The organism is Vibrio sp. T11.5 (genome assembly GCF_027587155.1).
Taxonomy (GTDB): Bacteria; Pseudomonadota; Gammaproteobacteria; order Enterobacterales; family Vibrionaceae; genus Vibrio; species Vibrio neptunius.
In genome coordinates this window covers 323,250-350,234 of record NZ_JAPPTP010000001.1, presented here as the reverse complement: position 1 = coordinate 350,234, position 26,985 = coordinate 323,250, and the positions used below count along the sequence as shown (strand labels likewise).

Annotated in this window: 21 protein-coding genes and 1 pseudogene; 12 read left to right on the top strand and 10 right to left on the bottom strand. The window is 44.6% G+C overall.

The window, feature by feature from the left end:
• The 4 genes and pseudogenes from OH455_RS01630 to OH455_RS01615 all read right to left on the bottom strand — a co-directional run bounded on the left by OH455_RS01630 (position 1) and on the right by OH455_RS01615 (position 3,059).
• Positions 1-321: a hypothetical protein gene (locus OH455_RS01630; protein WP_269980102.1), complete on the bottom strand. Its 321-nt coding sequence runs from the start codon at positions 319-321 to the stop codon at positions 1-3.
• Positions 308-814: a helix-turn-helix domain-containing protein gene (locus OH455_RS01625; protein WP_269980101.1), complete on the bottom strand. Its 507-nt coding sequence runs from the start codon at positions 812-814 to the stop codon at positions 308-310. Before OH455_RS01625 ends, OH455_RS01630 begins: the two co-directional genes overlap by 14 nt.
• Positions 815-1,268: 454 nt before the next feature.
• Positions 1,269-1,506: pseudogene (locus tag OH455_RS01620) on the bottom strand (transposase); the annotation flags it as partial.
• Between the two features lie 113 nt (positions 1,507-1,619).
• A complete protein-coding gene (locus OH455_RS01615; protein WP_269980100.1) occupies positions 1,620-3,059 on the bottom strand; it encodes a sucrose-specific PTS transporter subunit IIBC in 1,440 nt (479 codons plus the stop codon).
• Positions 3,060-3,297: 238 nt separating this feature from the next.
• Between OH455_RS01615 and OH455_RS01610 the strand changes: the two genes are divergently transcribed.
• The 4 genes from OH455_RS01610 to OH455_RS01595 all read left to right on the top strand — a co-directional run bounded on the left by OH455_RS01610 (position 3,298) and on the right by OH455_RS01595 (position 8,903).
• A complete protein-coding gene (locus tag OH455_RS01610; protein WP_045974253.1) occupies positions 3,298-4,287 on the top strand; it encodes a LacI family DNA-binding transcriptional regulator in 990 nt (329 codons plus the stop codon).
• Positions 4,288-4,584: 297 nt separating this feature from the next.
• The gene (locus tag OH455_RS01605; protein ID WP_443088573.1) at positions 4,585-5,973 is read left to right on the top strand and encodes a carbohydrate porin; all 1,389 of its coding nucleotides are present in this window, start codon (positions 4,585-4,587) and stop codon (positions 5,971-5,973) included.
• A 227-nt stretch (positions 5,974-6,200) separates the two neighbouring features.
• On the top strand, positions 6,201-7,820 hold the full coding sequence (locus tag OH455_RS01600) for a glycoside hydrolase family 32 protein (RefSeq protein ID WP_269980099.1): 1,620 nt from the start codon (positions 6,201-6,203) through the stop codon (positions 7,818-7,820).
• A 384-nt stretch (positions 7,821-8,204) separates the two neighbouring features.
• A complete protein-coding gene (locus OH455_RS01595; protein ID WP_269980098.1) occupies positions 8,205-8,903 on the top strand; it encodes a cytidine deaminase in 699 nt (232 codons plus the stop codon).
• Between the two features lie 174 nt (positions 8,904-9,077).
• Here the strand turns inward: OH455_RS01595 and OH455_RS01590 are convergent, their stop codons facing one another.
• A complete protein-coding gene (locus OH455_RS01590) occupies positions 9,078-10,007 on the bottom strand; it encodes an aminoimidazole riboside kinase (RefSeq protein WP_269980097.1) in 930 nt (309 codons plus the stop codon).
• Positions 10,008-10,200: 193 nt separating this feature from the next.
• On the opposite strand from OH455_RS01590, the gene OH455_RS01585 reads away from it, so the two are divergent.
• Entirely contained in the window at positions 10,201-11,199 is a 999-nt protein-coding gene (locus tag OH455_RS01585) for a LacI family DNA-binding transcriptional regulator (RefSeq protein WP_269980096.1), read from the top strand.
• Here the strand turns inward: OH455_RS01585 and OH455_RS01580 are convergent.
• Both OH455_RS01580 and OH455_RS01575 read right to left on the bottom strand, forming a co-directional pair.
• Positions 11,196-11,657, bottom strand: a complete 462-nt coding sequence (locus OH455_RS01580) for a hypothetical protein (RefSeq protein ID WP_269980095.1) — start codon at positions 11,655-11,657, stop codon at positions 11,196-11,198. The genes OH455_RS01585 and OH455_RS01580 overlap by 4 nt on opposite strands.
• A 36-nt stretch (positions 11,658-11,693) precedes the next feature.
• A complete protein-coding gene (locus OH455_RS01575) occupies positions 11,694-13,034 on the bottom strand; it encodes an MATE family efflux transporter (protein ID WP_269980094.1) in 1,341 nt (446 codons plus the stop codon).
• Between the two features lie 104 nt (positions 13,035-13,138).
• On the opposite strand from OH455_RS01575, the gene OH455_RS01570 reads away from it, so the two are divergent.
• A complete protein-coding gene (locus OH455_RS01570) occupies positions 13,139-14,095 on the top strand; it encodes a LysR family transcriptional regulator (protein ID WP_269980093.1) in 957 nt (318 codons plus the stop codon).
• Positions 14,096-14,177: 82 nt separating this feature from the next.
• Here the strand turns inward: OH455_RS01570 and dld are convergent, their stop codons facing one another.
• Complete coding sequence (gene dld / locus OH455_RS01565; protein WP_269980092.1) at positions 14,178-15,887, bottom strand: D-lactate dehydrogenase; 1,710 nt, start codon at positions 15,885-15,887, stop codon at positions 14,178-14,180.
• Positions 15,888-16,568: 681 nt separating this feature from the next.
• On the opposite strand from dld, the gene OH455_RS01555 reads away from it, so the two are divergent.
• Together OH455_RS01555 and OH455_RS01550 are read left to right on the top strand one after the other, a co-directional pair.
• Positions 16,569-17,093, top strand: a complete 525-nt coding sequence (locus tag OH455_RS01555) for a TetR/AcrR family transcriptional regulator (protein WP_269980090.1) — start codon at positions 16,569-16,571, stop codon at positions 17,091-17,093.
• Positions 17,094-17,224: 131 nt separating this feature from the next.
• The gene (locus OH455_RS01550; protein WP_269980089.1) at positions 17,225-17,767 is read left to right on the top strand and encodes an outer membrane beta-barrel protein; all 543 of its coding nucleotides are present in this window, start codon (positions 17,225-17,227) and stop codon (positions 17,765-17,767) included.
• A 92-nt stretch (positions 17,768-17,859) separates the two neighbouring features.
• On the opposite strand, the gene OH455_RS01545 is transcribed toward OH455_RS01550, so the two are convergent.
• Both OH455_RS01545 and OH455_RS01540 read right to left on the bottom strand, forming a co-directional pair.
• Positions 17,860-18,408, bottom strand: coding sequence for a VOC family protein (locus tag OH455_RS01545; RefSeq protein WP_269980088.1), 549 nt, complete (start codon positions 18,406-18,408; stop codon positions 17,860-17,862).
• Positions 18,409-18,496: 88 nt separating this feature from the next.
• Positions 18,497-18,967, bottom strand: a complete 471-nt coding sequence (locus tag OH455_RS01540; protein ID WP_269980087.1) for a GNAT family N-acetyltransferase — start codon at positions 18,965-18,967, stop codon at positions 18,497-18,499.
• A 481-nt stretch (positions 18,968-19,448) separates the two neighbouring features.
• Between OH455_RS01540 and OH455_RS01535 the strand changes: the two genes are divergently transcribed.
• From OH455_RS01535 to OH455_RS01520, 4 genes are all read left to right on the top strand, one after another.
• Positions 19,449-21,029, top strand: coding sequence for an ABC-F family ATP-binding cassette domain-containing protein (locus OH455_RS01535; protein ID WP_269980086.1), 1,581 nt, complete (start codon positions 19,449-19,451; stop codon positions 21,027-21,029).
• 203 nt (positions 21,030-21,232) lie between these two features.
• Positions 21,233-22,624, top strand: a complete 1,392-nt coding sequence (locus OH455_RS01530; RefSeq protein ID WP_269980085.1) for a TolC family protein — start codon at positions 21,233-21,235, stop codon at positions 22,622-22,624.
• Positions 22,621-23,805 (top strand): efflux RND transporter periplasmic adaptor subunit, encoded by a 1,185-nt coding sequence (locus OH455_RS01525; RefSeq protein ID WP_269980084.1) that lies wholly within the window; start codon positions 22,621-22,623, stop codon positions 23,803-23,805. The genes OH455_RS01530 and OH455_RS01525 overlap by 4 nt, the downstream gene beginning before the upstream one ends.
• A 1-nt stretch (position 23,806) precedes the next feature.
• Entirely contained in the window at positions 23,807-26,980 is a 3,174-nt protein-coding gene (locus OH455_RS01520) for an efflux RND transporter permease subunit (RefSeq protein WP_269980083.1), read from the top strand.
• Positions 26,981-26,985: the final 5 nt, after the last annotated feature.

Here is a 26,985-nt window from a genome sequence, read left to right as displayed (position 1 = left end):
TTATTGCTCCATTTGGCGATAGATAGCGACAAAGTTTTCATTACTAATATTGAGCTCTTGTCTGATTGAAGGGGTAAGCAGGCTTTTCATCGTCACAGTTACTGGAATATCAGATATTTCCATTTCGATGGTTTTTTCTTTTACATTGATCGCACGGATCCGTTTGTCGGAAATCGAATACTTTCCGTTGTGAAGATCGACGTCGTGTTTATCAATATAAGCGTGGCGAAACATCTCTTTATCTATAAAACCCACCAGTCCATCGATGGAATAGAGCTGAGATCGTTTTTTTCTTATTTTGAAGAAGTTATATTTTGACATTCTTAAGTTGCATTATTGGATAATCATTATTGTGAATTATTCTATTGGAAGAGATAAATAAAAAATTATCATCTTCTTCAATGGCTTTTCTCAAGACTATTTCACCAGTTTCTGTGAGACAAATGTAGTGATTTTTATTCTTCAAAGGTGGTGTGAACTTCTCAAAAATCAATTGGCTACTTTTGGGTAAAGTATCAATAAGTTGGTTGTTTTTAATGAATATTTCGACACCTTCATGTTGAGCTAGCCTAATAATTTCAGGTTGCAACGAGTCAAAATGATGAGGTGTTTCTGCTTCATCAGAAAGATCGGAGAAAGTGATGTTGTAATAATCACAGATCTTCCCAACCGTATCTATAGTAGGGTTACTATTCTTGCCAGAATATAGACTGTACAGCGTGCTGTACTTAATGCCCATTTCTTGAGCGAGGAACTTCACACCACCGGTGTCATGCTTACTCTCTGTGATAAGCCTAATTATTTTATCTATCATTTAATTGCCAACCAAACGTGATTTAATTCATGCTTGTAATTCATTAAAATAAATTTCTTTGATTTATTCTATTCTAATGTGTAATTTTTATATGATCCCCGAGAATCTAAATGTTTTTAGGCTATTAATCCAGAGTTAATTATAAGTTAATTGATCTGGTTAAAGTCGTCACCTGTTAATCGGGACATAGTTGTATTATTGCCAATTATATTCTCCACTTTTGGAATCATAGCCCGCCTTTTGGTGGGCTTTTTTCATTCTCGCATTGAAATATCAAGTAACTGAACATTGAGAAATGCGAGTCAACAATACTCGTATTTTCGATGGGAGTTGGGCGCTAGCGGATCTCCTCATAATTCCACCAATCCACAGGTATGTGTTAGGCGCTGATATTCCACCATTGCCCAATGATATTGGGACTCTTGTATTCGCTATCTCCGATGACAACCACTTCTTTACCAAATACTTTGAGTCCAGTCGAATCGATGGCGATATGGTGTCTAGTCCCTCTGAATTTATTGCGATATCTGACCTGAACCATCTTCGCGAGTTTACTTATACAGGTGTAGTCAGGAGACGCCTGCGAAACAGTTAATAGCTTGAAAATCGAGTCGATAAAGCCTTGAAGTGTACGTAATGGCAGTAGAGAAGATGCCTATAATCATCAAGGCAGTGTCAATAGCGATACCAGAGTGATCTAAGACTTTACCGAGGGGCTAGAGGGTTCCAGAAAGATAGAATACCCCGCCTGAGGCGGGGTGGAGTGAGCTAAAAACATGTTTTAGCTACGGGGGACTGCTTTCAGCTATGTTGTTGCAGCATTGCCTGACTGTTGGCCGGAGCGAGCACCAAGAACTAGTGTTAGAGCAAACGCTATAACGAATGAAATAGCCATGCCTGTGACATAGTAGCCTAGCTTATCAGGCACAATGGAAATCACGCCAGGTAGACCCGCAGCACCTAATGCCTGAGCTTTGACGTTAAACAGAGTAATAAATGCACTGGCCGATGCCGCTCCGATAATCGCCGCAATAAACGGATAACGCAATTTAAGATTGACACCAAACATGGCTGGCTCGGTAATACCCAGTAGGGCAGTGACACCCGAAGGCATTGCAATTCCTTTCAGTTTATTGTCCTTAGTGGTAAAGCCAACCGCTAATGCTGCAGCACCTTGTGCGATGTTAGACATGGCAGCAATTGGGAAAATAAAGGTGCCACCAGTAACTGCAATATCTGCGAGCAACTGAGTTTCAATTGCGATAAAGCTATGGTGCATGCCGGTAATCACAAACGGTGCGTAGATGAAGCCGAACAGTGCGCCGCCAATGAAACCAGCAGAATCGTATAGCCAGTTGAGACCATCGCCAAGCAGGAAACCAATATCACGTGTGATTGGGCCAACCAATGTAAAGGTCAGGAAACCCGTGATAAAAATCGCTAGCATCGGCGTTAGGAGGTTATCCAGCACAGAAGGAATCACCTTGCGTAGGCCATTTTCGACCTTGGCAAGGATAAAGGCAGAAACCAATACAGGTAGAACTGAACCTTGATAACCGACTTTTTGGATTTCGAAACCAAAGATGTTCCAGGTCGGAATTGTCCCAGCTACGCTTGCTCCACCGAATCCCCAGCCGTTGAGCAGATCCGGGTGCACCATCAGCATACCCAAAGCAGCCCCGAGGAACGGGTTTCCACCAAATTTTTTACTGGCAGAAAACGCTAATAAAACAGGAAGGTAAACAAAAGGTGCGTTAGCGAATGTGTTGATCATGCTAGCGAGATCAGCAAGCCCCGGATTGGCATCAATCAGAGATTGACCGTCAATGAAGAGGCCTTTCGCTGTCAGCACGTTGAACAGACCCATCAACAGACCACCAGCGACAATTGCAGGGATGATAGGTACAAAAATGTCGGATAAACCTTTCACTGCACGCTGAATGATATTCTGTTTCTGTGCACCTGCACTGGCCACATCGTTGGTCGACATGTCTGCCATGCCCGTCAGCTTCGCCATTTCAGCGTGTACTTGATTAACGATGCCTGAACCAAAAATGATTTGATATTGTCCAGCAACTTTGAATTGGCCTTTGACGCCATCTAAGTTGCTGATCGCTTCTTCATTAATGATTGAATCGTCTTTCAGTGCAAGGCGCAGTCGCGTCGCGCAGTGGGCGAGCGCTTGAAGGTTACTTTTACCCCCAAGCAACTCCAGCAGCTGTTTAGCAATTTTTGGATAATTCATTCCAAACCCCGATTATTATTTTGCTAATAATTTATAGTTCAAAAAGGCAGTAAATTTATTGGGAACGTTTGCAAAAATAAATTTTTCTCGATCTGTTAGTGTCAGTCAAAGGGTAATCAAAGGTAATGTGAGTTAGATCGGCTAAACTTTTTTGCTAAACCGATTAGGCGAAGTGGCAATTCCGTCAGATTCTGGTAACTTTTGCAAACATTCCCAATAACTTAATGAAGGCATAGACATGGCAAGCCTGCACGATGTCGCCAGACTGGCCGGAGTATCTAAATCTACAGTCTCTCGTGTGATCAACAACGAGTATGGTGTAAAAGAAGCGACCAAGTTGAAAGTCATGAAAGCTGTCGACGAAGTGGGCTATGTGGTCAATCAAGTGGCGAAAGATCTCAAATCACAGAAAACCAATTTGGTGGGTGTTATTGTGCCGCGAGTCTCATCTAATGCCACGTCTCAAGGTGTTGATGGCCTAAGCCGCATATTCGAAAAGGCAGGAAAGCATGTTTTGCTGGCCAGCACTCAGCAATCCGATTCGAAAGAGATCGAGTTCATTCGCTTATTCAATCAAAAGCGAGTGGAGGGTATTGTTCTGTATGCGACACACATTGACACTCAGTTGGTTGAGGCCATTGCTCAGTCAAGAGCTCCTATTGTTCTGATTGGACAGGATGGTTCACTGTTTAATATCCCGAGTATTGTCCATGATGATTTGCGTGTAGGGTACGAAGCAGGAAAGCGCTTGCTCAATGCTGGATGCGAAAATATCGGATTTATTGGGGTAGCGGACTCAGACCTCGCCGTAGATAAATTGCGCTCTGATGGATTGAGGCAAGCGCTTACGATGCATAGTGAACAAGAGTTATTGTTCCATTGTCACGGAGAGTTCAGCATTGAATCTGGCTATGCCAATATGCGGCGTCTTATCAAAGAATATCCTCAGATTGATGGTGTTTTTTGTGCCACTGACCGAATTGCCATAGGTGCAATTAAAGCACTGCAGGAAGAAAACATAGTGGTTGGTGAGCAAGTTAAAATACTGGGAGTAGGTAATGATGAGCTTGGTTTTGTTGTTTCTCCAAGTTTGTCGACGTTTAGTTATCCATTTGATAAAGCAGGAGAAAGTGGTGCATCTGTGCTGCTTGAATTGATTGAGGGTAAACCTCAGGTGATGAGTAAAGTGGTACTCACTTTTCAGAATATACAGCGCGCTACCTGCTAGCCTTTCCACGCCTGAACTTCGTTTCAGGCGTTTTTATTCCCCCATATGAAAATCCTCTCATCATATAAGATCACACTTCTATAGATATTCGTGATGAGTATTCTAATTTTATAATTATTTTCGGGAACGTTACCGAGAATATATTTATAGTCCACTCACTATCACTGAGGTGAAGTGAATAAATCAAGAACGAGTATTGAGGTTTATAGACCTAAAAATCGACGGTTCGCATTGGTTGTGAATTAACTGGGAAGGTTTGCTGATGAATCCAAGTTATTTACTCAATGGAGAATTAGAATGAACAATATGAAGTCTTTACTTGCGTGTGCTGTCACTCTGGCAATAACACCTAATGCCTTTTCTCAAGACGATATGGCTTCTCTTGAAGCAAGGATCTCGGAACTAGAAAGCCGCCTAGCTCAAACAGAGCAAGTAGCAAAAGAGGCTGAAAAATCCGCAGGAAGCTTTGAGTTTCACGGTTATGCGCGAGCAGGATTGTTGATTAATGATAGCCTGAATGGTGCGACAGGAAGTGGCCCATACATGACGGCGGCAGGAACCTTAGGTGCTTCGGTTGGACGCCTTGGTCTTGAAGATGATAACTATCTCGAAGCAAACCTTGTTCATCATCGCGTGGCCGAAGATGGTTCAAAAGCGTATTACAAAATCATGTTGGCGGACAGTGTCGAGACTAACAATGAATGGACAGCAAGCGATAGTCAGCTAAACGTTCGACAGGTGTACACAGAGTTCTCTGATTTAACCTGGTTTAGCGGTGCGTTTGAAGATGCGAAGATCTGGGCGGGTAAGAGATTTGATAGAGACAATTTCGATATCCATTTCTTTGATTCTGACATCGTATTTCTCTCTGGTACGGGGGCCGGTCTGTATGACGTGAAACTAGGTGAGGACTGGAAAGCAAACTTCTCTCTTTATGGCCGCGATTTTGGCGAAATCGATAGTTCAAGTACTGATGTGGAGAACTATGTTGCTACTATGAACAACTACTTTGGCTCATGGCAGTTAATGCTCAACGCGATGAAATCAAACGATAATGCAGACCGCTCAACCAGCTCATCGTCACCCACAGAGCGAGCAGAAGACGGCCTACATGCAATGTTAGCCTACCATGGCAATGACTTTTTCGGTGTCAGCGAGGGCTTCTCGAAGTCTGGTGTATTGATTGGCCAGGGCCTTGGTGCATCACTCAAAGGTATTGGCTCTGATGGTGATCTGAATGATGATGCTCAGGCAGTTCGAATCTTTAGTTATGGCGTCACTAAATTCTCGGATAACTGGCGCATCGCGCCCGCATTTATGGCTGAGATGAGCAAAGATCGTGTTAAAGATAACGATGAATTCCTATGGGCATCTGTTAACGTTCGATTGGCTCAAGAGCTAAATTCGAACTTTGAGATGGTTTATGAAGGCTCCTACCAGTACATGGATCTAGATAACAGCGTGGAAAAAGCAGACGGTAGCTTCTACAAGTTAACGGTGGCACCGACTGTGAAGCTGGCGACATCAGCTGGATTCTTTGACCGCCCTGAAATTCGCTTTGCTGTAAGTTACGTTGACTGGAGTGAAGATCTGGACAACTACTCAGTAAGCTTGGATTCAGGTGCCAGCACAATGGGACAAGGTGGTGAAACCTTGTTTGCCCTACAAATGGAAACTTGGTTCTAGCCCTGAGTTTTCAAAGAATCATTGCTCGATTAAAAGGCTTCCGGTCATATGCTAGCTTTGTGTCGGAAGCCATTTTCAATTTCTGAATCTCCCCGGATTCGGGGTATTTATTTTCGTTTCTATACACTCTGCCACCATCTGAATAGTCAAGGCGAGTATCTGCTGATCTTGTTCAAATAGAACAAATAGTGTATTTTGCAAACGTTCCCAATTTTTAGGTTTTAAAGATGTCGATTGAAAGCCTGATCACCCAGTGTGGGGGTGAGACAAACATAACAAGAGTTCTGATGCCGCAAGGTCGATTGATATTTGCAATCAGAGATTGTTCGCGAGTGGCGAGCATGGTGTCAGGTTCTCAAATCAAAACTGTACTAGGTGAATACCAAGTAGAGTTCCCAATTCCAGACTCAATTAGCCCCGCGGATCTGCTGGCTATAGGAGAGCAGATCGGCGAAAAACAAAGATTGGAGCTTGAACACGCGCTCGACGCGGTTAACTGTCCATTTCGACCCGATTGGCATATTTCTCCACCACAGGGGTTACTCAACGATCCTAACGGTTTTGTTTATCATGACGGACAATATCACTTGTTTTATCAATGGTATCCCCATGGCTGTACCCACAAAGACAAATACTGGGCACATTTAACCAGCAAAAACTTGATTGAATGGCAGTGGCAACCAGTTGCGCTCACACCATCTGATTGGTTTGATAGCCATGGTGTCTTTTCTGGGCACGCACTCAGTCATGGCTCTGAGTTGATGCTGTTCTATACGGGTAATGTTCGTATTGGCGAGAGTCGCGAACGTCACACAACTCAGTGCCTTGCCACATCCAAAGATGGTGTGAATTTCGATAAACATGGGCCGGTTATTTGTGAGTTACCCGATGGAGTTACCGCACACATTCGCGATCCTAAAATCGTCCGACATCAAAACCAATGGTTTATGTTGTTAGGTGCACAAACTACGGATCTAAAAGGACGCCTAGCTGTTTACACCTCAACAGATCTTAGGACCTGGCAGTTTGATGCGCTTTATGGTGAAGAGCTGGGGGATTTTGGCTACATGTGGGAGTGTCCTGACATGTTTGAACTCGATGGGCAGATGTTTGTCGTCATCGGGCCACAAGGGATTGAATCTTTCTCAAAGCACAATACGATTCCTCACCACAACGGGATTGCTAAAGCTTGTTTGGAAAATGGTTTATCTTTGTCGCAGTTTGAACATCTGGATTACGGCTTCGATTTTTACGCTCCCCAGACACTTGAAACACCGGATGGTCGGCGGGTCATGTGTGGCTGGATGGGATTACCTGATGAAGTTGATCAACCAAGCAGTGAAAATGGTTGGGTGCATCAGCTTACTTGTATGCGTGAGCTGAGTTACCAAGACGGACGGCTGAAACAATGGCCTGTTAAGGAGCTCGAAGAACTCGTTCAAAGCCAACGCCACATCGAGTTAAGCGACGAGCCGTATCGCTTGGAGCGTAATTCGTTCGATCTTGAAGTTGATCTGGAGTGGGGGCAGAGCCTGAATTTATTTGAAAGTAGCCAACACAAAGTTGTCTTGTACGCGGATGAAGGTAGCCAAACACTGATACTGGACCGCAGCCAGACATTGAATCGAGCGGTAGATACTCAAAGAGAACTCAAGATCGATACAGATAAGATTCAACTGCGCATTCTTGCCGATATTTCCTCAATAGAAGTTTTTGTCAACCATGGCCTAGCAGTGATGACATCACGAGTTTTCGTTGAGCAGGGAGCGACAGGTATTTCACTATTACATGGCTGTCAAACCGCCAGATTAAAAACACTCAAAGCAGAACGACCGCCATTTGCTTGATTAGGTAACGGACTACAGCAGTGAGTTATTTAATCGATGTTTAATTTTGAACGTCCTGACGGCTTATTATGAGTATCGTAGCAAATCTCTCTAAAACGAAGCGCATAGGAAGGCCATAAAAAGGTAGAGTGTGTCTTCATCTGGTAAAGGAGCTCCTTCCAACCTTTGTTTGAGTAAAAGTTATGCTTTGTTGTTTCTAACGTTGATCAGTAAGCGCCTTTGTTTGCAATACTCAACGTTGTTTACGCATTAACCTTCATCATTTTTTGTATCTAATGCACACTCCCGAATGTTGATCTTTGTCACAATTGTTTATTTTAACAATTGCTTCTATATGTGTTGGTTATTAGTTTGCGCTCTCTTAATAATCAAGAGAATAACTCAATGAGAATTGTAAAGCTGATCAGTTGTCTGTTTTTTGTTCTATTCCTTTCGGGATGTGTATCTAATAAAGCTATGGATATACCAACAAACTTCTGGGAGACGGGGGGAGAGAAAAATATCGCAATTGCATTTGTTCAGCCTCCAGAGATGAACGCGCACCGCACGGGTGGGGAAGGTTTACTTGATATGGCAATCAATGAGATTGTCACTGATGGTGTTGAATCGCATATTCATACCTTATCCCATGACAAATTTGAGTTAAGTAAATCGGCCATAGCGCAAAAAATCGAACTGCGAGGTGGTACAAGTGAAGTACTTCCAGAATATTACAAAACCTCTGACGCTGATAAACTTCCAAAAGCTCAGCAAAAGGATGGTTTTTTCGGTTATGATTTAGCCGAATTGAAAGAGCAATACTCTGCAAGTCATTTGCTTGTTATTCAGGTTTTGGCATCCGGTACTATTCGGGACTATTACGGTTTCATACCGCTTAGTAAACCGAGAGGTTATGTCTCTGCGCATGTAAAGCTGGTGGACTTATCGGACAACAAGATTGTTATGGATCACCAAATTAATGAACAGGTTACTTTGCCTGAAAATGTTGACTGGGATGATCCTGATAACGGGTACCCTGAAATAACAAAGGTTGTACACCTTGCTTTAGAACGAGCTGGTGAAAGATTAACTGAATATCTATAAGTTAAAAGAAACGACGTTAGCTCGTTTATATAGATACAGTTGAAGTTTTCTAGAAGCTAATAAATTAGAACACTCTATTTTCAGACTAGCCCACTTTGCTAATTTTTAGTGGTTAAGGCTGATACACAAAAAAGGCAGAACTCTCTGCCTTTTTTATCCAGAATTTCCTTCCAATTACCTCTGAATATATTCCTCAAGAGCCTGATAGGAAGGTAGAGCAGTCATAGCGCCTTTCTGTGTAGTAGCAAGTGCCCCGCAGCCGTTAGCCCATTTTACCGCAGACTGAATGACCTCAAGCTGTTGCCAGTCATTATATTGGGACAACTTAGCGAGCAAGCCACCGACAAAGGCATCGCCTGCACCTGTAGTATCAATGGGTGTTACTGCTTGGCTGGCAATAAGCTGTTGTGTTTTTTCAAACAGGACTAACGCACCTTTCGCCCCCTGAGTGATTAAGACCAGTGAATTTTTAAACGGTTTTAGTGCTTCCACACCCTGTTCAAGGGTATTGCTGCTTGTCAAAAATAGCAGTTCATCATCCGAAAACTTGACGACATCCGCCAGGGCAATTGCTTCACGTACGACAGGTTTGAGTTCTTCTGGGTTTGCCCATACCTCTTCTCTTAAGTTAGGGTCAAAACTTACATATCCACCTGCGGCTTTAATCTTACGCATCGCTTCCAGTGTGCTGCTGCGACTTGGCTCGTTCGCTAGCGCAATCGAGCATACGTGCAGCCACTGGCCTTGGGTGAAGGTCGGTAGGTCACTGGTTTCAAGGAATTGGTCTGCACTAGGCTTGACCATAAAGGTAAAGCTTCGCTCACCAGAATCATCAAGGTCAACAATAACGGTTGAAGTGCGCTGTGCTTCGTCGAGTATCATCATCTGCGTATCGACTTGCTCTTGCTTGAGTGTCTGTTGCATAAAACGGCCGAGGGGATCTTGCCCGACACGACCAATAAAAGCAGCATCACCGCCCAATCTGGCGATGGCGACTGCCACATTAGCAGGCGCGCCACCTGGGCATTTTAAGTAGCTGGACTCGCTATCTGGAATCAGGTCTACAACCGCATCTCCTGTTACCCAAACTCTTTTTTTCATCATTGCATCTCTTAATTAACTAAATTAAGCTGATTGTATAGCTAAAACGGTTTAGCTATCTAGGTTTGCAGAGATCATTTATCACGATAAAGATCAAATTGTGATCATTGTTAGAGTCTAAACTGAGAGCGCAGTGTCGTTGATTGAGCTAGCAGCAAGGCAGGCTGATAAAGACACCGAGTAGGAAAAGAGAATAATGGCAGGTAAAAAACTGAAATTGGCAGACATCGCAGCATTAGCGGGTGTTTCCAAATCAACAGTGAGTTTTGTGCTCAATGGACACGCAAAAAAGCACCGTATTCATGAAGACACGGTAGAGAAAGTACAGGCCATTGCAAAACAGTATCATTACAAGCCAAGTATCTACGCCAGAGCGCTCAAGTCTAAGCAAACCTATACCGTAGGCTTAGTCATTCCGGATTTAGCGAACATGGGTTTTGCGAACATTGCTAAACGGTTGGAAATACTGTGTCGGAATAATGGTTATCAGCTACTGATCGCCTCGTCCGACGATGATCATGAACAGGAACAACAGGCAGTAAAGAGCTTGATTGAACGGCAGGTGGATGTCCTGTTAGTGGCAACTTGCATGATGGATGACACCTTCTATCAACCTATCAGCCCAAGCACTCCAGTCATTTTCTTTGACCGTATATTAGAAGATAGCCATTTCATCAATATCAAAACCAATGCTGAACAAGCGACGAAGGAAGTAGTGGCTCAATTAGCCTTAAGTGGTGAAGAGTGCGTGTATATCGGTGGTCAGCTTAACTTGTCTACGAGCCGAGATCGTTTTAAGGGTTATCAGCTCGGGCTCGGGGTTGCAGGTGTGCGTTTTGATGATCGCTACGTGTATAGCAAGGATTATCAACCTGAGTCAGGCTACGAGCTCATGGCACTGGCTGTAGAAGATCTAGGGCGTCTACCCAAAGCCGTGTATACCGCCTCGTATTCATTGTTGGAAGGGGTTTTGCGTTTTTTGACCGAGAAGAACATGCTAGGTGGAGATATTCGCTTGGCGACCTTCGATAACTACGACATTCTGGATTGCTTACCCGTGAAAATTGACTCGGTTGAACAGGACTGTGAGCTGATTGCTCAGACACTATTTGATTACGGACAAGCCATTCTAAAGCAGCCGGAGATGAAAACAGGAATTACGGTATTGCCCGCTAGAGTTCATCGTAGGCGCTAATCTCTCGATTGGTTTTGCATCTCGATATTTGCGGCTGTGAACCTTGATATCGGTGATTTGTCTTTGGATTGATACCAAAAGGCTGGCATTGCGTTGAGAAGGCCTGCTTGTTTTAAGGCGTTCTTTTCTGCTTTGGTAATGGTCGCGTAATCCAGAAGGCTGTCGAGAATGCGGCGTAATGCTCTTGGTGTGAGTAAACCATCACGCCAGTAACGTTTGATTTCTCCGGTGATCACTTCGTGTGGAACCAGCGGCTCAAGCTCAGCGTGCTTAATGATAGTGAGGGAGCGGGAACGAGGGCACTGCTCGCGGGCGAGTTCCCAATCTGGTTTACCTTTCTTGGTCAGGTAATTTTCCCGGAAGCAAAAGTAGCTGAAATAGAAGCGCTCGATGCTGTGCCAGCGTTCGGCTTTTACTTCCAGAAAAATATGTTCAAATTCAATATCGAGGTCTGTCATCGCTTCTCTCATTCATGGTCGAAGCGATACTACCGACTAACCCATGGCTACGGCAAGAGATTCTGTATGGCGTTGCTTTTTAATCGCTAGCAGAAGCTGAACAAGTAACAGCACACCTGTGACACCTAGACCAATACCGATACCACCCCAGATGCCGCCTAAAGCAAAGTCTGGCAGTAGCAGCCATGCAGCAGGTAGTCCAAACAGCCAGTAGCCAACAGCGGTGACGACAGTCGGCCCAACAACAATCTTCATGCCGCGAAGCAGGTTAATCGCCAATAGCTGCCATGCATCAACAATGAAAGATAATGCGACTACCCATAGAACGGCGACGAGTAGTGTTGAAAGCTCAGAATCCAGATTGAAAATGGAGCCGATCAGCTCAGGCCATAACATGAACACACCTGCCAGCACTGCGCTGATCACTGTCGTCAGGCCAAAGCTGCGCAAGGCTGTGCGCTTAATACCATCATAGTCTTCCGCCCCATAGTCCTGCCCGACCAAAATTGCTGCGGCTTGCGAGAAACCAAAGTTGATGTTCCAGGTGAAGCTCAGGCATTGCAGCAGAATTTGGTGCAATGCGAGCGCGGCGATACTGATGGTGCCTGCCATCAAGGTGCCACCGTAAATCAGGCCGTGTTCAAGCAGCGCAGCCAGTGCAATAGGCAGTCCCATCGCCAGTAAAGGTTTAAGCAATGATAGCGAGTATTCTTCTGTATTTATCCACGGCGCAAACGGCTTGTATTCAGGGCGTTTAAACACCCAGTAGCCGTAGCCCAGCATCACAATGAATGCCGCTAAAGCGGTACCCGCGCCAAGTCCTGCCAAGCCAAGCTCTAGCTGGAAAGCAAGCAAATAGCTGATAGGTACGTTGAGCACAACGGTGAGTAATGACATCACCATGATCGAGCGAACATTACCAAGCGCACTGGTTAAGCCGCGCAACACCAGTAGCATCAGAGACGGCAACATGGCCCATTTTAATGCGTCTAGGTATTCCATAGCTGGGCCAGCGAGCTCTTGAGGCTGCTTCGCCAGTGACAGTAGTTGCGGTGCATATGCAAAACACAAGGTTAAGATCGCAGACAGGATCACCGTCAGTAGTACAGCCCCTTTTACGGCTAAGCGGATTTGCTGATTGCCGTATTCCGGTCTCGCAATACGTTGACCATAAGCAATCGCAATTAAATTCGCCACACAACCTACGGTGCTACTCGCTACAATAAAGACGAAACTGTAGATGGACGCACCCAATCCTCCGGCTGCCAGCGCAGACACACTGAGTCGCGACATCATCCAGACATCAGTCAGAACCAGTGCCATTGCGATGAGCTGCGAAATTATCAGTGGAAATGCCAGAGAGAGAATTTTTTTCATTGTGTGCCTCGTGATCGTTATCACAATAAGGTACGAGTTTGCTGGCTAGCCTTCAAATGACATTTATGCCACTCTTACATGAGTTCAGATCATGCGAGTGATTTATGTCCCCTTATAACCATCTTCCTTATTCACACAACGGATTGAAAGTCTTTGAATCTGTGGCGCGCCTTATGAGCTTTACCAAAGCGGCAGATGAGCTTAATGTTACCCAAAGTGCAGTCAGTCGTCAGATAAAACAACTTGAAGATGAGCTAAAAGCATCTCTAGTGATCCGAAAACACCGAGCGATTGAGTTAACCACGCAAGGGAAAGACCTCTATGAAGTGCTGCGCAAAAACTACATTGCATTGGATGGTTTGATTGCTCAGTGGGCGTTACCGAATAAGAAGCGTATTGTGATAAAAAGTGCACTCAGTTATGCCACGCGTATTCTGATGCCTAAGGTTGCGATGCTCAACGAGCGATACCCTGAACATGAGATTGTTATCATTCCATCGATTGAAGAAGATCCTCCGCTTGATTCTGAAGACTGCGATCTGCTGATCGTTAACACGCGAAAGCGTGAGCGATACCAGAATCGCTCAGATGTAACCTTTCTTCGTGATGAGTTTATGGCGCCGGTTTACGCCGAATCCCTCTCTAAGCAGCATATTCAGTTAAGTGACGTTCTGACGTTGCCACATCTGCATGCCACCCTTGATCATCAGGATTGGAAAAACTGGTTAAACAACGCTGATTTGCAAGGGGTGAAAAAGGGTAGGGATACCGTATTTTTCAGCTTGGATTTAGCGCTAAGTGCCTGCTTGTCCGGTCAGGGAGTAACAGTGACAGACCTGCTGTTGGTATTACCTGAGCTCAAGCGTGAGTTTCTTAAATGCCCTGAACAGCTTTCACTTCAACATAGTGACTGGCAGTACTACTGCTACCAACGTAATCACTCTCCCATGATCAGCGAAATCCTTAACTGGTTGGTCGAACAGACTCAAAATGAGCTGAACCAACTCAAAGTGCTGTGCGACAAATTTGGCTGGAGCCAGAATGACGTAGCTTTGAGGTAATGTAGCAGAGTGAGAAGGCCTCTGAGCTCTTTGAGTTAAGAACTGAAAAAGCTCAGAGTGGGTCTTATTTTAAATAAGCCTGTTATCCGCTACAGCAGCTGCAGTTACGTTTGTATTTACTCATCTTGCCGATGCCCGGGTTAAAGGTATTGGTTGGATCCAATGAGTGGTAGAACTCCTGAAGCTGTTTTTCTGCTTCATAAAGGTGGCCTACGTTATGCTCTGCTGGGTATTTGGCGCCTTTGTGAGTTAAAAGCTCAAGCATTTTCTGTTTGATCTTCTTCGTATCTGCGCCTTTTCTGAAGATGTAATCCTGATGGAAGACATGACACATAAAGTGACCGTAGTAGAGACCCATAACTAAGTCTTTGCTGATCTCTTCAGGTAGCTGTTCCACCCAGTCAATGTCGTTTCGGCGCAGAGCAATATCCAGCGCCAGAATGTCTTCCACTTCATTGGAGTGAATGGTTTCATAACGAATCGCAGCACCCGCAGCCGCAAAGCGATGAAGCAGAGCTTTCTTGCCTTCATCTGCATCACAAACAAAGTACTCACATCCGTCCTGCTTAGACCAGACGTTCTCCAAGTACTCTTTCGCTTCATCGATACCACCATCACTCATTTTTAGGATCAGATGGTGTTGGTACTTGTCTCTGAACTCCAGCATGCGCTTAGGAAGGTGCTGTGGAAACAGCTTGCTGAGCCAGTAAAGTGTAATATCTGGCAAATCTTTAGACACAAATGGAATGCGTTTCAGGAGCGACTCAACTTTTGCTTTTAGCGCAAAGAACTTAGGCAACTTGTCAGTGCCTAGGTGATGAATCGACAGGAAGACATCTTTACCGTAAGTTTCCGCGAGATTGAAAATGTCGCGGTGCATGTATTCGCCCATTTCTGGCAAATGTTTAAAGCCACTGAGCATGTCACGGCGCAGCATCGTCATCTTCGCTGGGTCGCTACAGCCGATGTAGAAAAGCTGTTCTTTTTCAGCGACAGGGTTGGTATCGACACGAACAGCAAACACTGCCAGCTTACCTGCACAGCCACTGGCTTCAAACAGACGTCTGGAATCTGCATTAAAACGGGAAGGGGTTTCTGCATCGACGTCACGAACGCGAGCCTCGTACTCTTTGTCTGATGCCATCGCCTCACTGTGGATAATCTTAGACGGATCAAAGTTGCCTTGTTCAACATTGGTCAGAATCTCTTCTGGCGTGTCACCAAGGCCGTCTATACCCAAATGATTCACAAGCTCTAGTTTGCCTTCTTTGGTGACCTGGCCAAACAGCGCTAATTCCGTATAGGCAGGGCCGCGTTTGACTAAAGCGCCACCGGAGTTATTGGCAATACCACCAACAACGGTCGCACCAATTGAAGAAGAGCCAATCACGGAATGAGGCGCCCGGTTAACCGATTTAAGCTTCTTCTCAAGTTGGTGAAGGCTCACACCCGGTAAACTGATGATCTGTTTGCCGTTTTCAATCAAATGCAGCGAATTGATGCGCATGATATTGATCACCACAACTTCGCGGTCGTAATCGTCACCACTTGGTGCAGACCCTTCAGTTAGACCGGTTTTGGCGGCTTGCATGATCACAATGCAGTTCGCTTCTACCGCGGCCTGAAGCAGACGCCACTGCTCAACTAATGAACCGGGAAACAAAACCGCCAGTGCTTTTCCTTTACCCGAGCGGAAGCCTGAGCGGTAATATTCGGTTTTTTTGTTATCGGTTAACACATGGTCTTGGCCGACAATGTCGATGAATGTCTGAATTAGCGCTTGATTACTCATGGCGTCCCTTTTGCTTCCTTTGTGACGTGCTTGTTACTTTCTGGTTTTTGATATTTTAAATTCGAAACTCATTTCGAACCAGAAGTGAAAATTCATAGCTGCGCGCTTTCTCGGTCAATAAAACACGCCTTATGAGCTAAGTCACTAATTATCAACTACTTAGGTGATTGCTATTCATCTATTATTGGAATAAGTACTATTGTCTTGTTCCAAAATCAACATAATCAATGCATGTTGAGTTGTAAAAATTAAGTGATCAAACCCTCACTTAAACCAATGATGAGTCGCGAGAGTAAGGCAAACAGTTACGAGCGAACATGACCGAATTGCTCTACCTGTTTGAGTCGTATTCATTACTTAGACTCATTTAGTCAAGGAAGACATTAGCATTTCCTTCATTACTTTTCTTACCTCCGCACCTCCAATGATGGCAAGAAACAACAGACCGCCAGGGATCAAAATTGACATCAGTATTGGTCTTAAAACGTAAGAGAAGCAAAACAAGATCGGTATGAACACTAACCACTGAACCAAAAGGGTGATGGCTTTCTTAAAAGATTCTTTCATAAGAATTTCCATATTTAATAATGAGCGCGCTCAATTATTAAATGAGCGCGCTCAATTTGTCAACTCATCTGGTGACAGGTATGATCTAGCAGCAATATTTGGGATGAAGAAATCATGGGAAAGAGAGAACAAACGCGACAACGGATCCTTAGCGCTGCGTGGGAACTTTTTGCAGCACAGGGCTATCAGGAAACGTCGACACGTCAAATAGCAAGGCATGCAAGAGTGGCCGATGGCACTGTCTTTAGCCATTTTGAAAATAAGCTCGCGATATTGCGTGAAGGTATGCTAGCTCAGCTTACTGAGATGGCTGAACAGGAAATATCCAACTCTGATCACGACGTAATGGCTATTGGGCTGAGGTTTGCAACAACCTATTATGGTTATTATTTTGCTAACGTTAACTTAAGTCGAGCGCTGCTCAAAGAAGTTATTTGGGACATGGATTACTACCAATCTTACAATGATGCTGTATTTGCAAACTCAAACTTGTCGACCAAGGGAGCTGAAAAAATACCACTAATTATGGACTGCTATTTTATGACTCTGATTACTCACCTCAGTCGACCAGAGCCGAACTTAACAGCAGCCTTGCAAGAACTTGAGGATAAGTATCGTAAAATTTTCAATATCGTCTAGTCGAAGCGTGTATCAATGACCACACCTTTTTATACAATGCTCTGACAAAGGCTTACAAAGAATATGTACAACTTATTGAAAGTTTGCTTTATTTTCCAGCTTTATGAGATGTTTATGATGAGTACTCAACGATGAAAAAAATGCTTTTACTATTGCCAATATTGCTATCTTCAGCCGCGTTTGCAGGTAATCATCAAATCGGCTTTGGGATAGGGGGTGGTAGTACGGATGGGCCGAATGATTGGAGTGACTCGGGTTTTGCTGGCAAGATTGATTACGCGTATCAATTCCACCCCAACTTTGCCGCAGAGATCGGTTATGCTGCAGTTGATGGTATGACAAGCAACATCGTCACATCTGTTTTTGGGACGACCAAGCAAGAAGTGACTTACTCTACTGGCTTTGCTGGCTTGAAAGCGGGCGTATCTCCTGTTTCTTTCCTCAATTTGTATGTTGTCGGTGGCGCGAATTATTCTGATGTTGAGAAAACTTATACGCCTTCTGGGGGAACAGAAAGAACTGATACTCACAGCGGACTACACCCATACTACGGAGCTGGCACTGAGCTGATATTTTTTAGTACCCTTGGTTTAAACTTGGAATACAGAAAGTTTTTGTTGGCTGATGACTTTGAATCCGATGTGATCTTTGCTGGTATGAACATTAAGTTCTGAACTTCGGTTAACTTAATAGAAAAAACAAAAGGGAATAGCATCAAGTTACTACTCCCTTTCTGTTGGCTTTTGAATTTCTTATACGGCCTTGGTTAAGCAAATTCGCCTAAACTCTTTTTATGAGCGATTTTCCAATCGCTTTTTGGACAAAAACCGTGCATGGTTCTAACCTCATTCTCTGTAAATTCAATTAACTCTTGATCAGATAATTCTAGATTAATAGGGAACTTACATGGCTGATTTACATGCCATGGTGTATCTGTGAAAATTTCAAATCTATTGTTTTCAGGATCACGAAAATATAGAGACCAAGTGGTGCCGTGAGATACAGTTTGCAAATTGATGTCAGAAACTGACCTTAATGATGAATTGAAAAGCTTTAGATCACCAATACTTTTCACTCTAAAAGAAATATGATCAATTGGGCTTTCATCAAGCCTAGACGAGTGTATGGGACTGAGTACAATCTGGTGGTGTTCTTCAGGGCTGCGACTTAAAAAAACCAGACCATTTTCCCCTTCGCCTCTGTCAGTGACAACAAAACCTAACTTCCTAGTATAAAAGTCTTCCATCTTTACTATATCTTTGACATATATTTCAATATGACTTAACTGAATATTTGGAAAGATTGCTTCATCCATAATTTATAGTTTCATCCTTATACAGCCGTGTTGAGATCATGTTTTCATTTCGAGTAACAAAAGCAATAAGAGCATATCCACCTATTTGTTAGCAACTAGCCTCTAACATCATTGGAACATCAATCATACCTTGGCGATTTCTGATACCTTTAGTGCGCTTAAAACCAAAACGTAAATATACGCATTCCGCATTTATCGCTGAATTGACTGTAAATATCCCCTTGTTGCCGTTATTTAGCGCATTTTCCTTAACCACCTCCCATAATTGACGAGATAGTCCATGACCTTGAAAGCGATCGTTTACGAATAGATGATACAGATGTGAGTTGTCTCTAATCCCTGCTACGCCAATGATTTCATCATTTGTAGTCACCGCAACAACGTAGTGATAATTTGTCGAAAGATAATGCTCTACCTTTTCTTCTGACATGGATTTGAGCAAAACACCTTGTACTGAGGGATCACACGTTGGACAAACATACTTTTTTGCTAAAGGTAAAATCAGCTCACTGATTGCCTTCGCATCACAAATTTTTGCATTTCTGAACGTTATACTCATTGCTTCTCCTAATAGCCAACATTTGAATCTCGAGTCTGCGTCACTTATCTATTAAGTATGCTTTGTGAGCAATATAACATGATAAATATTCACTAATAGATACCTTGAGTCTAATCCTCAAAATCTGAGAGTTAAGGCGTCTTAGGTCTTACTGTCTAGCCATTGTGGCGAAACAGTCCGAGTGGTTATCTTTTCTTGATATTATCTCCTGTGCGATATTGCAACTTTTAAATAAAGCTGGTTATAATCTGCACATCACTTCTCTAGGAGCTAACGCCTAAATGAACAGCTAACTTCCTGACATCCAATATAAACAACACTTTGGACACTCGGGGTTAGTGGGCGTTGCCGCAATCTTAGTACATTTCTAAAATCCACCAATGGTGGTTCTTGCCAGTTTATCTGGATTATCTCGGCATTTTATACGCTCGGCCATATCACCGCACAATGGCGACCCCTTTTGAATTAAAAAGGAGGCGATATGCCTGCATTAATTGCATCTCAAATTTCACGTCAGCTTGAAACGGGTGAATGGTTATTCCGTTCGATCAATTTATCGTTAAATCATCATATTACTGGCCTAACTGGAAAAAATGGTAGCGGTAAGTCGGTGTTGCTTTCCATCTTGACGGGGGACTGCTTGCCTGACGCTGGTAATGTCGAACGTCAAGGGAGGGTTGCTACGTACTCGCAGGTACCTTCAGAGTTGTTAATCAGTGATATGACCATTGCGCAATACCTTGGTATCGATGACAAACGTCAGGCTCTGAGGGCTATAGAACAAGGAAGCACTCGTCAGGAAGACTTTGACCGCCTTAGCGATGACTGGGAGGTAGAGCTGCGAGCAATAGAGCTTATGGCTCATTTGAGCATTGCGCTGTCATTGGATGACTTCTGTTGCCACCTAAGTGGAGGGCAATTGGCTAAGCTTCAGCTTTATTATTTGTTTGAGCAAAGTCCGGATATTTTGTTGCTTGATGAGCCAAGCAATCATCTCGATACCCAAGGAAAACAGTGGTTGATAAATAAACTCAAAGCATTCCCTGGTAAGATTCTATTAGTCAGTCATGATAGAGCGTTACTACGCTGTGCTGATGTTATCTGCCACCTCTCCTCATTAGGTTTGAAAAGCTATCGAGGTGGCTATGATGAATTCGAGCGCCAATATAACGTAGAGAAACAGGCTTTAAGCAGCAAGATTGACAATCTCAAATCAGAAAAGAAGAAGATTGAGCGTCAGATCCAGCTCAATGCCGAAAAAGCCCAGCAGCGAGAGGCGATGGGCAATCGTACCAGAAAGTCAGGGAGCCAACCCAAAATTCTTATGGATGCAATGAAGGATAGCGCGCAAGCCACTCGATCTGCTGCTATTACCAATCAAAACAACCAGTTGAAGCGCAACCAGCACAAGCTGGAGACCTTAAAAAAACAGCAAGAAGAAGTTAAAAAACAGAGCTTTTATCTGGCTCAACCTGACAAGGAAACACGAGCTAATCTGGCTTCCATCACTGACTTCTGCGTAGATACATGTCTTTGGCAGCCTGTTAGCTTAAGGATAGGGAAGACAGACCGTATACATCTATCGGGTATTAATGGTTGCGGTAAATCGACGCTATTAAAAGCGCTGAACTCTCCCACGGGAAATCTTCACCAAGGAGTGAAACGCAAAACAAAAACGGTCTATCTTGATCAACATTTTAGTTTGTTGAGCGAGAAGCTCAGTGTGCTAGCTATGCTGTGTCAATCTTGTCCTAATTTATCAGAGCGTGAAGCTCGGATTGTGCTGGCTGGAATTGGTTTTCGTAAAGACAGCGTCTTTAAAACGGTTTCTATGCTAAGTGGTGGAGAGAAAATGAAGCTGGCGATATTGATGGTGAGTCATCAACCCAGTTCACCGTTACTATTGCTTGATGAACCTGACAACCATCTAGACATTGACTCAAAGCGACTTTTGGCTGAAGCGTTAGCTGAGTACTCAGGGCCTTTTATTTTGGTCAGTCATGATCAAGATTTTGTCGATGAAACCGGAATCAACAACATATTGAATATAAAGGCCGTTTAAGGAAACAGGGGTACCATGCCCCTAAAAACCTCTGACACATAGCGCTCTGAAGTGGTAAGTGTACTCTATCGTGTATAGCCTGCCGCCTTATCATAGGAGTCTGAGTATTTTCTCACGTTTAATACGCATATAGCGTTGCTCTTAACCCTGCCTTAACCCCCCTGTTTGTTACTTTTCTCGCACAATAGCGGGAGAAAACAACGATGACATTGCGATATTCCATTCTTGCTCTGACGCTGGTAGGTGTTATGGGCTGTGCGACGGGGACCGATGCCGACTTTGCCACACAGGCTGAGCAGAATAGTGCTCAGTCGGTTGAGCAATTATTGGCGCAGGTAGTAGTCGAGCGACAACTTTCACTTGAGGCTGGTGATATCGGCCAAACGACTCAACTGACGGACTTGATCTCTGTCCCTGAGCTTGAGCAATACTTACACGCCGCGTTTGCTCATAGCCCTAGTTTGCAGCAAAGCGTGATCGCGCTGAAAATTGCTTATGCCCAGCAAGGAGTAACGGTGGCAGATCAGCTGCCTACTGCAAGTGCCAGTTATAGCGGTCAATCCAAACAAGACACTGATGACAGCTATACTGGCGACGTGACCGTGAGTTGGGAGCTGGATCTGTGGCAAAAACTGGCAGATAGCAGTGAGGCAGCACGAAAAGATGTTGCGGCCTCTCAGGCAAGCTTGCAATCAGCAAAAGATTTGTTGGCGGCTAATATCATGCGTAATTGGTTAGAAATCAGCGTCAACCAGCAACTACTTGATATTGAGCTGAGAAGGTTGGATGTGTTGGAAAACAACGAGGTGTTGGTTCTAGAGCGTTATCAAGTGGGGCTAGGTAGTCTGGAAGACTTGGATAACGCCAAAACGAGTACGTCGTCGACGCGCTCAACGGTCGCTGAATATGCGGAAAACCTAGAACAGAGTAGGCGCAGCCTCCAACTATTGACGGGGCAATGGCAACCCAAGTTGCAGCAACCAGAGGTAGCGATGACGTTTCCACAGGTCCTGAATCCTCTCGATTCTCTTGCTCAACAAAACATGGCAGGCAGACCAGACTTGCAGCAAGCTTTCTACAATATCGAAGCTGAAGCTCTTCGTACCGACGCTGCTTACAAAGCTATGCTGCCATCCTTCAGCCTGACGGCAAGTTTCACGGATATTGCGCAGTCACCCAGCGAGGCCTTGCTAACTGATCCGTTGTGGAGCCTACTCGGAAAACTATCCGCACCACTTTTTCAGGGGGGAAAGCTTAAATCTCAGGCTGACATTGCTCAACTCACTACAGAACAAAGCTATTGGGCTTATCAGGAAGCATTGTTGACGGCGATTAATGAAGTGGAAAACGCTGTTGGGCAGGAGTATTCGCTTGAAAAGCAGCAACTGCATCTTAATCAAGCCTTTACCAGTTCGAAGCGTAGCTTTGTCAGCTACGAAGAAAAGTATCGAAAAGGTCTGGTCGACATCTTTGATTTACTGACCGTTCAACAGCAGACCTACGACACTGAAGCACAACTGGTTAATGCCACTTATCAACGTTTATTAAACCGAATCGATTTAGGCCTAGCTTTGGGCTTGGGAGTCTCATCATGAAGAAAAATGCCATCACTCTAGCGGTGACACTTGTCGCTGCCGGAAGCATCTTTGCCGCCATCGGCTATAACGGTAGTCACATGGCTCAGGCGGGCGAGAATAGCCAGTCTGAGCAACAAGCAACGAAGACCTTGCAACAGCCATTGATGCAAGAAAGCTTGAACCTCCAGCAAGTCGCGGTGCAGATGACTACCAGTGCCCGTTATCAAGCTCAGGTTGTGGGTTATGGAGAAACTCGATCTCGTTATCAACTTAACTATGCCAGTGAGGTCAGTGGCCGAGTGATCACCTTGTCTGATGACTTCGAGACAGGCAAAGTAGTTACTGAGGGCACCATACTAGCAAAGCTGGATGATACGTCATATCAGCAGGCGTTATCTCAGGCTAAATCTGATGTCGCGACGGCAGAACTTGAGTTGTTAGAAGAGCAGCGAGAGGGTGAGCAAGCCAAATCTGAATGGCAACGTTCTGGCTTAGATGGTGAACCGAATTCGCCTCTAGTTCTTAGAGAGCCTCAACTTGCCAGCGCTGAAGCAAACTTAGCCAATGCAAAGCAGGCATTAAGGAAAGCAGAAAAAGACCTCAAAGACACAGAGATACGTGCACCATTCACGGCGTTAGTTGTAAGTAGAGAAGTGCAGCCGGGGAGCTATTTGAGTGCGGGCAGTATAGTCGCCACTCTTTACAGTGTCGAACGTGTTGAAGTGGAAGTTTCGTTGTCAGAGCAGCAATGGTCAAATTTGCCCATATCCAGCGACATCAAGAACTGGCAGGTGACACTGACAGACACCAGTGATGCCCACCAATGGACTGGAAGGGTTGAGAGAAAGTATCAACACGTGACTCAGGACACGCGCCAGCGTTCACTGGTTGTGGTTGTAGATAAACCTCTTGAGGCAGACTCACCCCTCTACCCGGGGACTTTTGTAAAAGCAACGTTGAGTGGAGCTGAAGTGAATGGTCTTTGGGAAGTGCCAGCTTCAGCCATATCTCAGCAGGGCGAAATCTGGACGGTAGATGAACAAGGTTTGCTGAACAAATCGAACGCCAGCAAAAGGTTTAGTCGTGATGGAAAAGTATATGTTACTCCGAGTTTGGCTGAAGAAAGGGCTCAAGTGGTTGTCAGACCGCTGAGTAACTTTAAGCCGGGTATGAAAGTCACGCCAAGTGAGGAGGGGTAGCATGGCGCATCAATCTAAAACACCAAAAGGCATGATCGCTTGGTTCGCGCAAAATCCGGTTGCCGCTAACCTGCTCATGTTAGGAGTCATTATTATCGGCTTGTTGTCGGTTAATTCATTGCGTAAGGAAGCATTCCCAAGTTTGGAGCCGGACATCGTGACCGTGTCGGTCAATTATGACAGTGGTGATCCTATTCAGGCAGAAGAGGGGATATCGATAAAGATTGAAGAATCTTTAGAGACGGTCGCAGGAATAAAGCGCATTACGTCGACTTCAAGCGCATCGGGTAGCCATGTTTCTATCGAAAAAGAGACCAACTATAGTCTCGATGCTTTACTGACTGATGTGAAGACCAAAGTAGATGCCATCAACAATCTACCAGCTGAAGCTGACAATCCAGTAATTGATAAGGCTCGGATGCAGGATCACGCTATATGGGTTCAACTTTATGGCGACGCGGACCGCGCTACATTACAGGACTTAGCAGAGCAGCTTAAAGCCGACTTACTTGCTGAAAGTGCGATTCGTGATCTGGAAATCAAAGCGGAAATCGATCCTATGATTTCAGTTGAGGTCAATGAGAGTCAATTGCAAGCGTATGGTTTAACGCTTACCGATGTATCTGATGCGATTAATGCCGAATCATCCACTAGTATTTCAACCAGCTTGCGTAATGACCAGAAAACTGTTCGTCTTAAGGTCTCTGAGCAGGCTTACGAGATTGAAGACTTTAAAGCGATCCCTGTTCTCACCCATTCCGACGGCAGCCAAATTACGCTAGGCGATATTGCTCGTATCACGGATACCTTTGAGGAAGACACTTTTAGCTTGTCACGATACAACCAAAGTAACTCGATGGGCATTCAGATTGTCATGGATGAGTACAGCGACGTTGTACAAATCGTAGAACAAGCTAAACAAGTTGTAGAACAATGGCGTAGCAGCAATTTGCTACCTGACAACGTCGATGTTGAGACTTGGTACGACAAAAGTACGTTGATCAAAGAGCGATTATCTCTATTGGCCAAAAATGCCCTTACAGGTATCGCTCTGGTGTTTATTGTACTGGCACTGTTTTTAAACATTCGTGTCGCATTTTGGGTTGCGGCGAGCTTACCGTTCGTCTTCTTTGGCACATTATTTTTTATGACCGACTCCTTTGTTGGTTTAACCATCAATGAGATGACCACGTTTGGTTTTATCATGGCGCTGGGAATCGTCGTTGATGATGCTGTGGTCGTCGGGGAAAGTATTTATTCGACGCGACGGAAAGATGGGGATTCGCTCAACAGCACGATTATTGGAACATTAAAGGTAGCAGCACCGACTGTTTTTGGTGTGCTTACAACCGTCGTGGCGTTTCTTTCAATTGCAGCGGTTGATGGAAAAATGGGTCAGATTTACGCTCAGTTTGCCACTGTGGTTACCATCTGTCTGTTGCTATCCTTGGTTGAATCCAAATTTATTCTGCCGTCGCATCTTGCCCATATCAATACCCATCGAAGTGAGAAGAAAGGTATCTGGAGCCACATCCAACAAGGTGCAGACAATGGCCTGGAATGGTTCAATCACAAAGTGTACAAGCAGGTAATTAAGCAGGCGTTAAAGTTCCGTTATGCTGTGCTCATGGCCTTTATCGCTTTGTTTATTCTCGTAATTGGTATGCCATTGACTGGAGCAGTGAGAATCGCTTTCTTCCCTGACATTGCCGGCGATACGGTCAGTGCTGAAATCAGCATGTACAACGATTCCAGCTTTGGTCAGACTCGAACAAATCTTCTTGAACTGGAAGCCAATGCGCTTAAAGCCGATCAGCAGTTGATAGCGAGTAGCGAGCGTAACGATCAGAATGCATCTTACATTACTAGCCTTCAGGTGATTGCCGATGAAGACCGCACTGGAACCGTACAGGTAGAGCTTTCTGCGGATGCGACTTATAGCTCAGGTGAGTTTGCTGACTTGTGGTTGCAGATGTCCGGGCAGATGGAAGGGATGAAGAAGCTTAAAGTGCTCTCTTCAATGGAAATGGTCGATAACTTTAAAGTGGAGCTCAAAGCTAGCGACGACACGATTCTTACGCAGGCAGGTAATACATTTAAACAGGCTCTGGAACAGACACGGGGTGTGAGCGGCATTGATGACAACTTAGATCTTGGTGAGCCGCAATACCGTTTTGAGCTGACCGAGCAGGGGCGTGCGCTAGGGATGGATACTTCGAGCCTCGCGAAGCAGGTATTACAATCCTTCGGTGGTGATATTGTTCAGCGCTTCCAGCGTGGGAAAGACGAAGTCAAAGTTCGAGTTCGCTATCCAGAAGGTGATCGTCAAACGCTGGCGGATATTCAGCAATCGAGTGTCCGTACTCCAGATGGAAAAGTAGTTCCAATGTTATCGGTCGCGAATGTCTATTCCGACTATCAGCAAGCGGAAATCACACGTATAGACAACTTACGCGCTGTTTATTTAACCGCAGTAGTGGATAAAGACGTGGTGTCGTCTAATGAGCTGGTGGCTCAGTTAGAGAAAACATTGCTTCCAAAGCTCAAATCTGAATATCCAACGCTAAAAATTGACTTTACTGGGGAAGCGGAACAGCAGCAAGAGTCGACAGACTCAATGCAATCGACCTTTCTTATGGCGTTGATAGTGATCTTTGCATTGTTGGCGATACCGCTAAAGTCTTACGTTCAACCGATCATCATTATGGTAGCGATTCCGTTTGGTATAGTTGGAGCAATCTTAGGTCATTGGCTGAATGATCTGACGATCAGTATCCTGTCGCTAAATGGTATCCTCGCCCTGAGTGGTGTTGTGGTCAATGACAGCTTATTGTTGGTATCACGCTTCAATGAACTGACACGCAAGCATAAGGTTCCGGTGAGTGAAGCGATTGTTGAGTCATGCAGCAGCAGACTGAGGGCAGTGTTGTTAACATCAGTCACGACCTTTGCAGGTTTGGCACCATTATTGAGCGAAACATCAATGCAAGCACAGTTCCTCATTCCAGCTGCCGCTGCATTAGGCTACGGTATTTTGTTCGCGACGATGATTACACTAGTGCTGACCCCATCACTATTATTGATCCAATGTGATATTCACAATGGCTTCAATAAAGTGAAGGTAGCGGTGTTGGGTGATAAAAATCTCGCTCAAAGAGTTTCACGTCTAAATTAATAGTA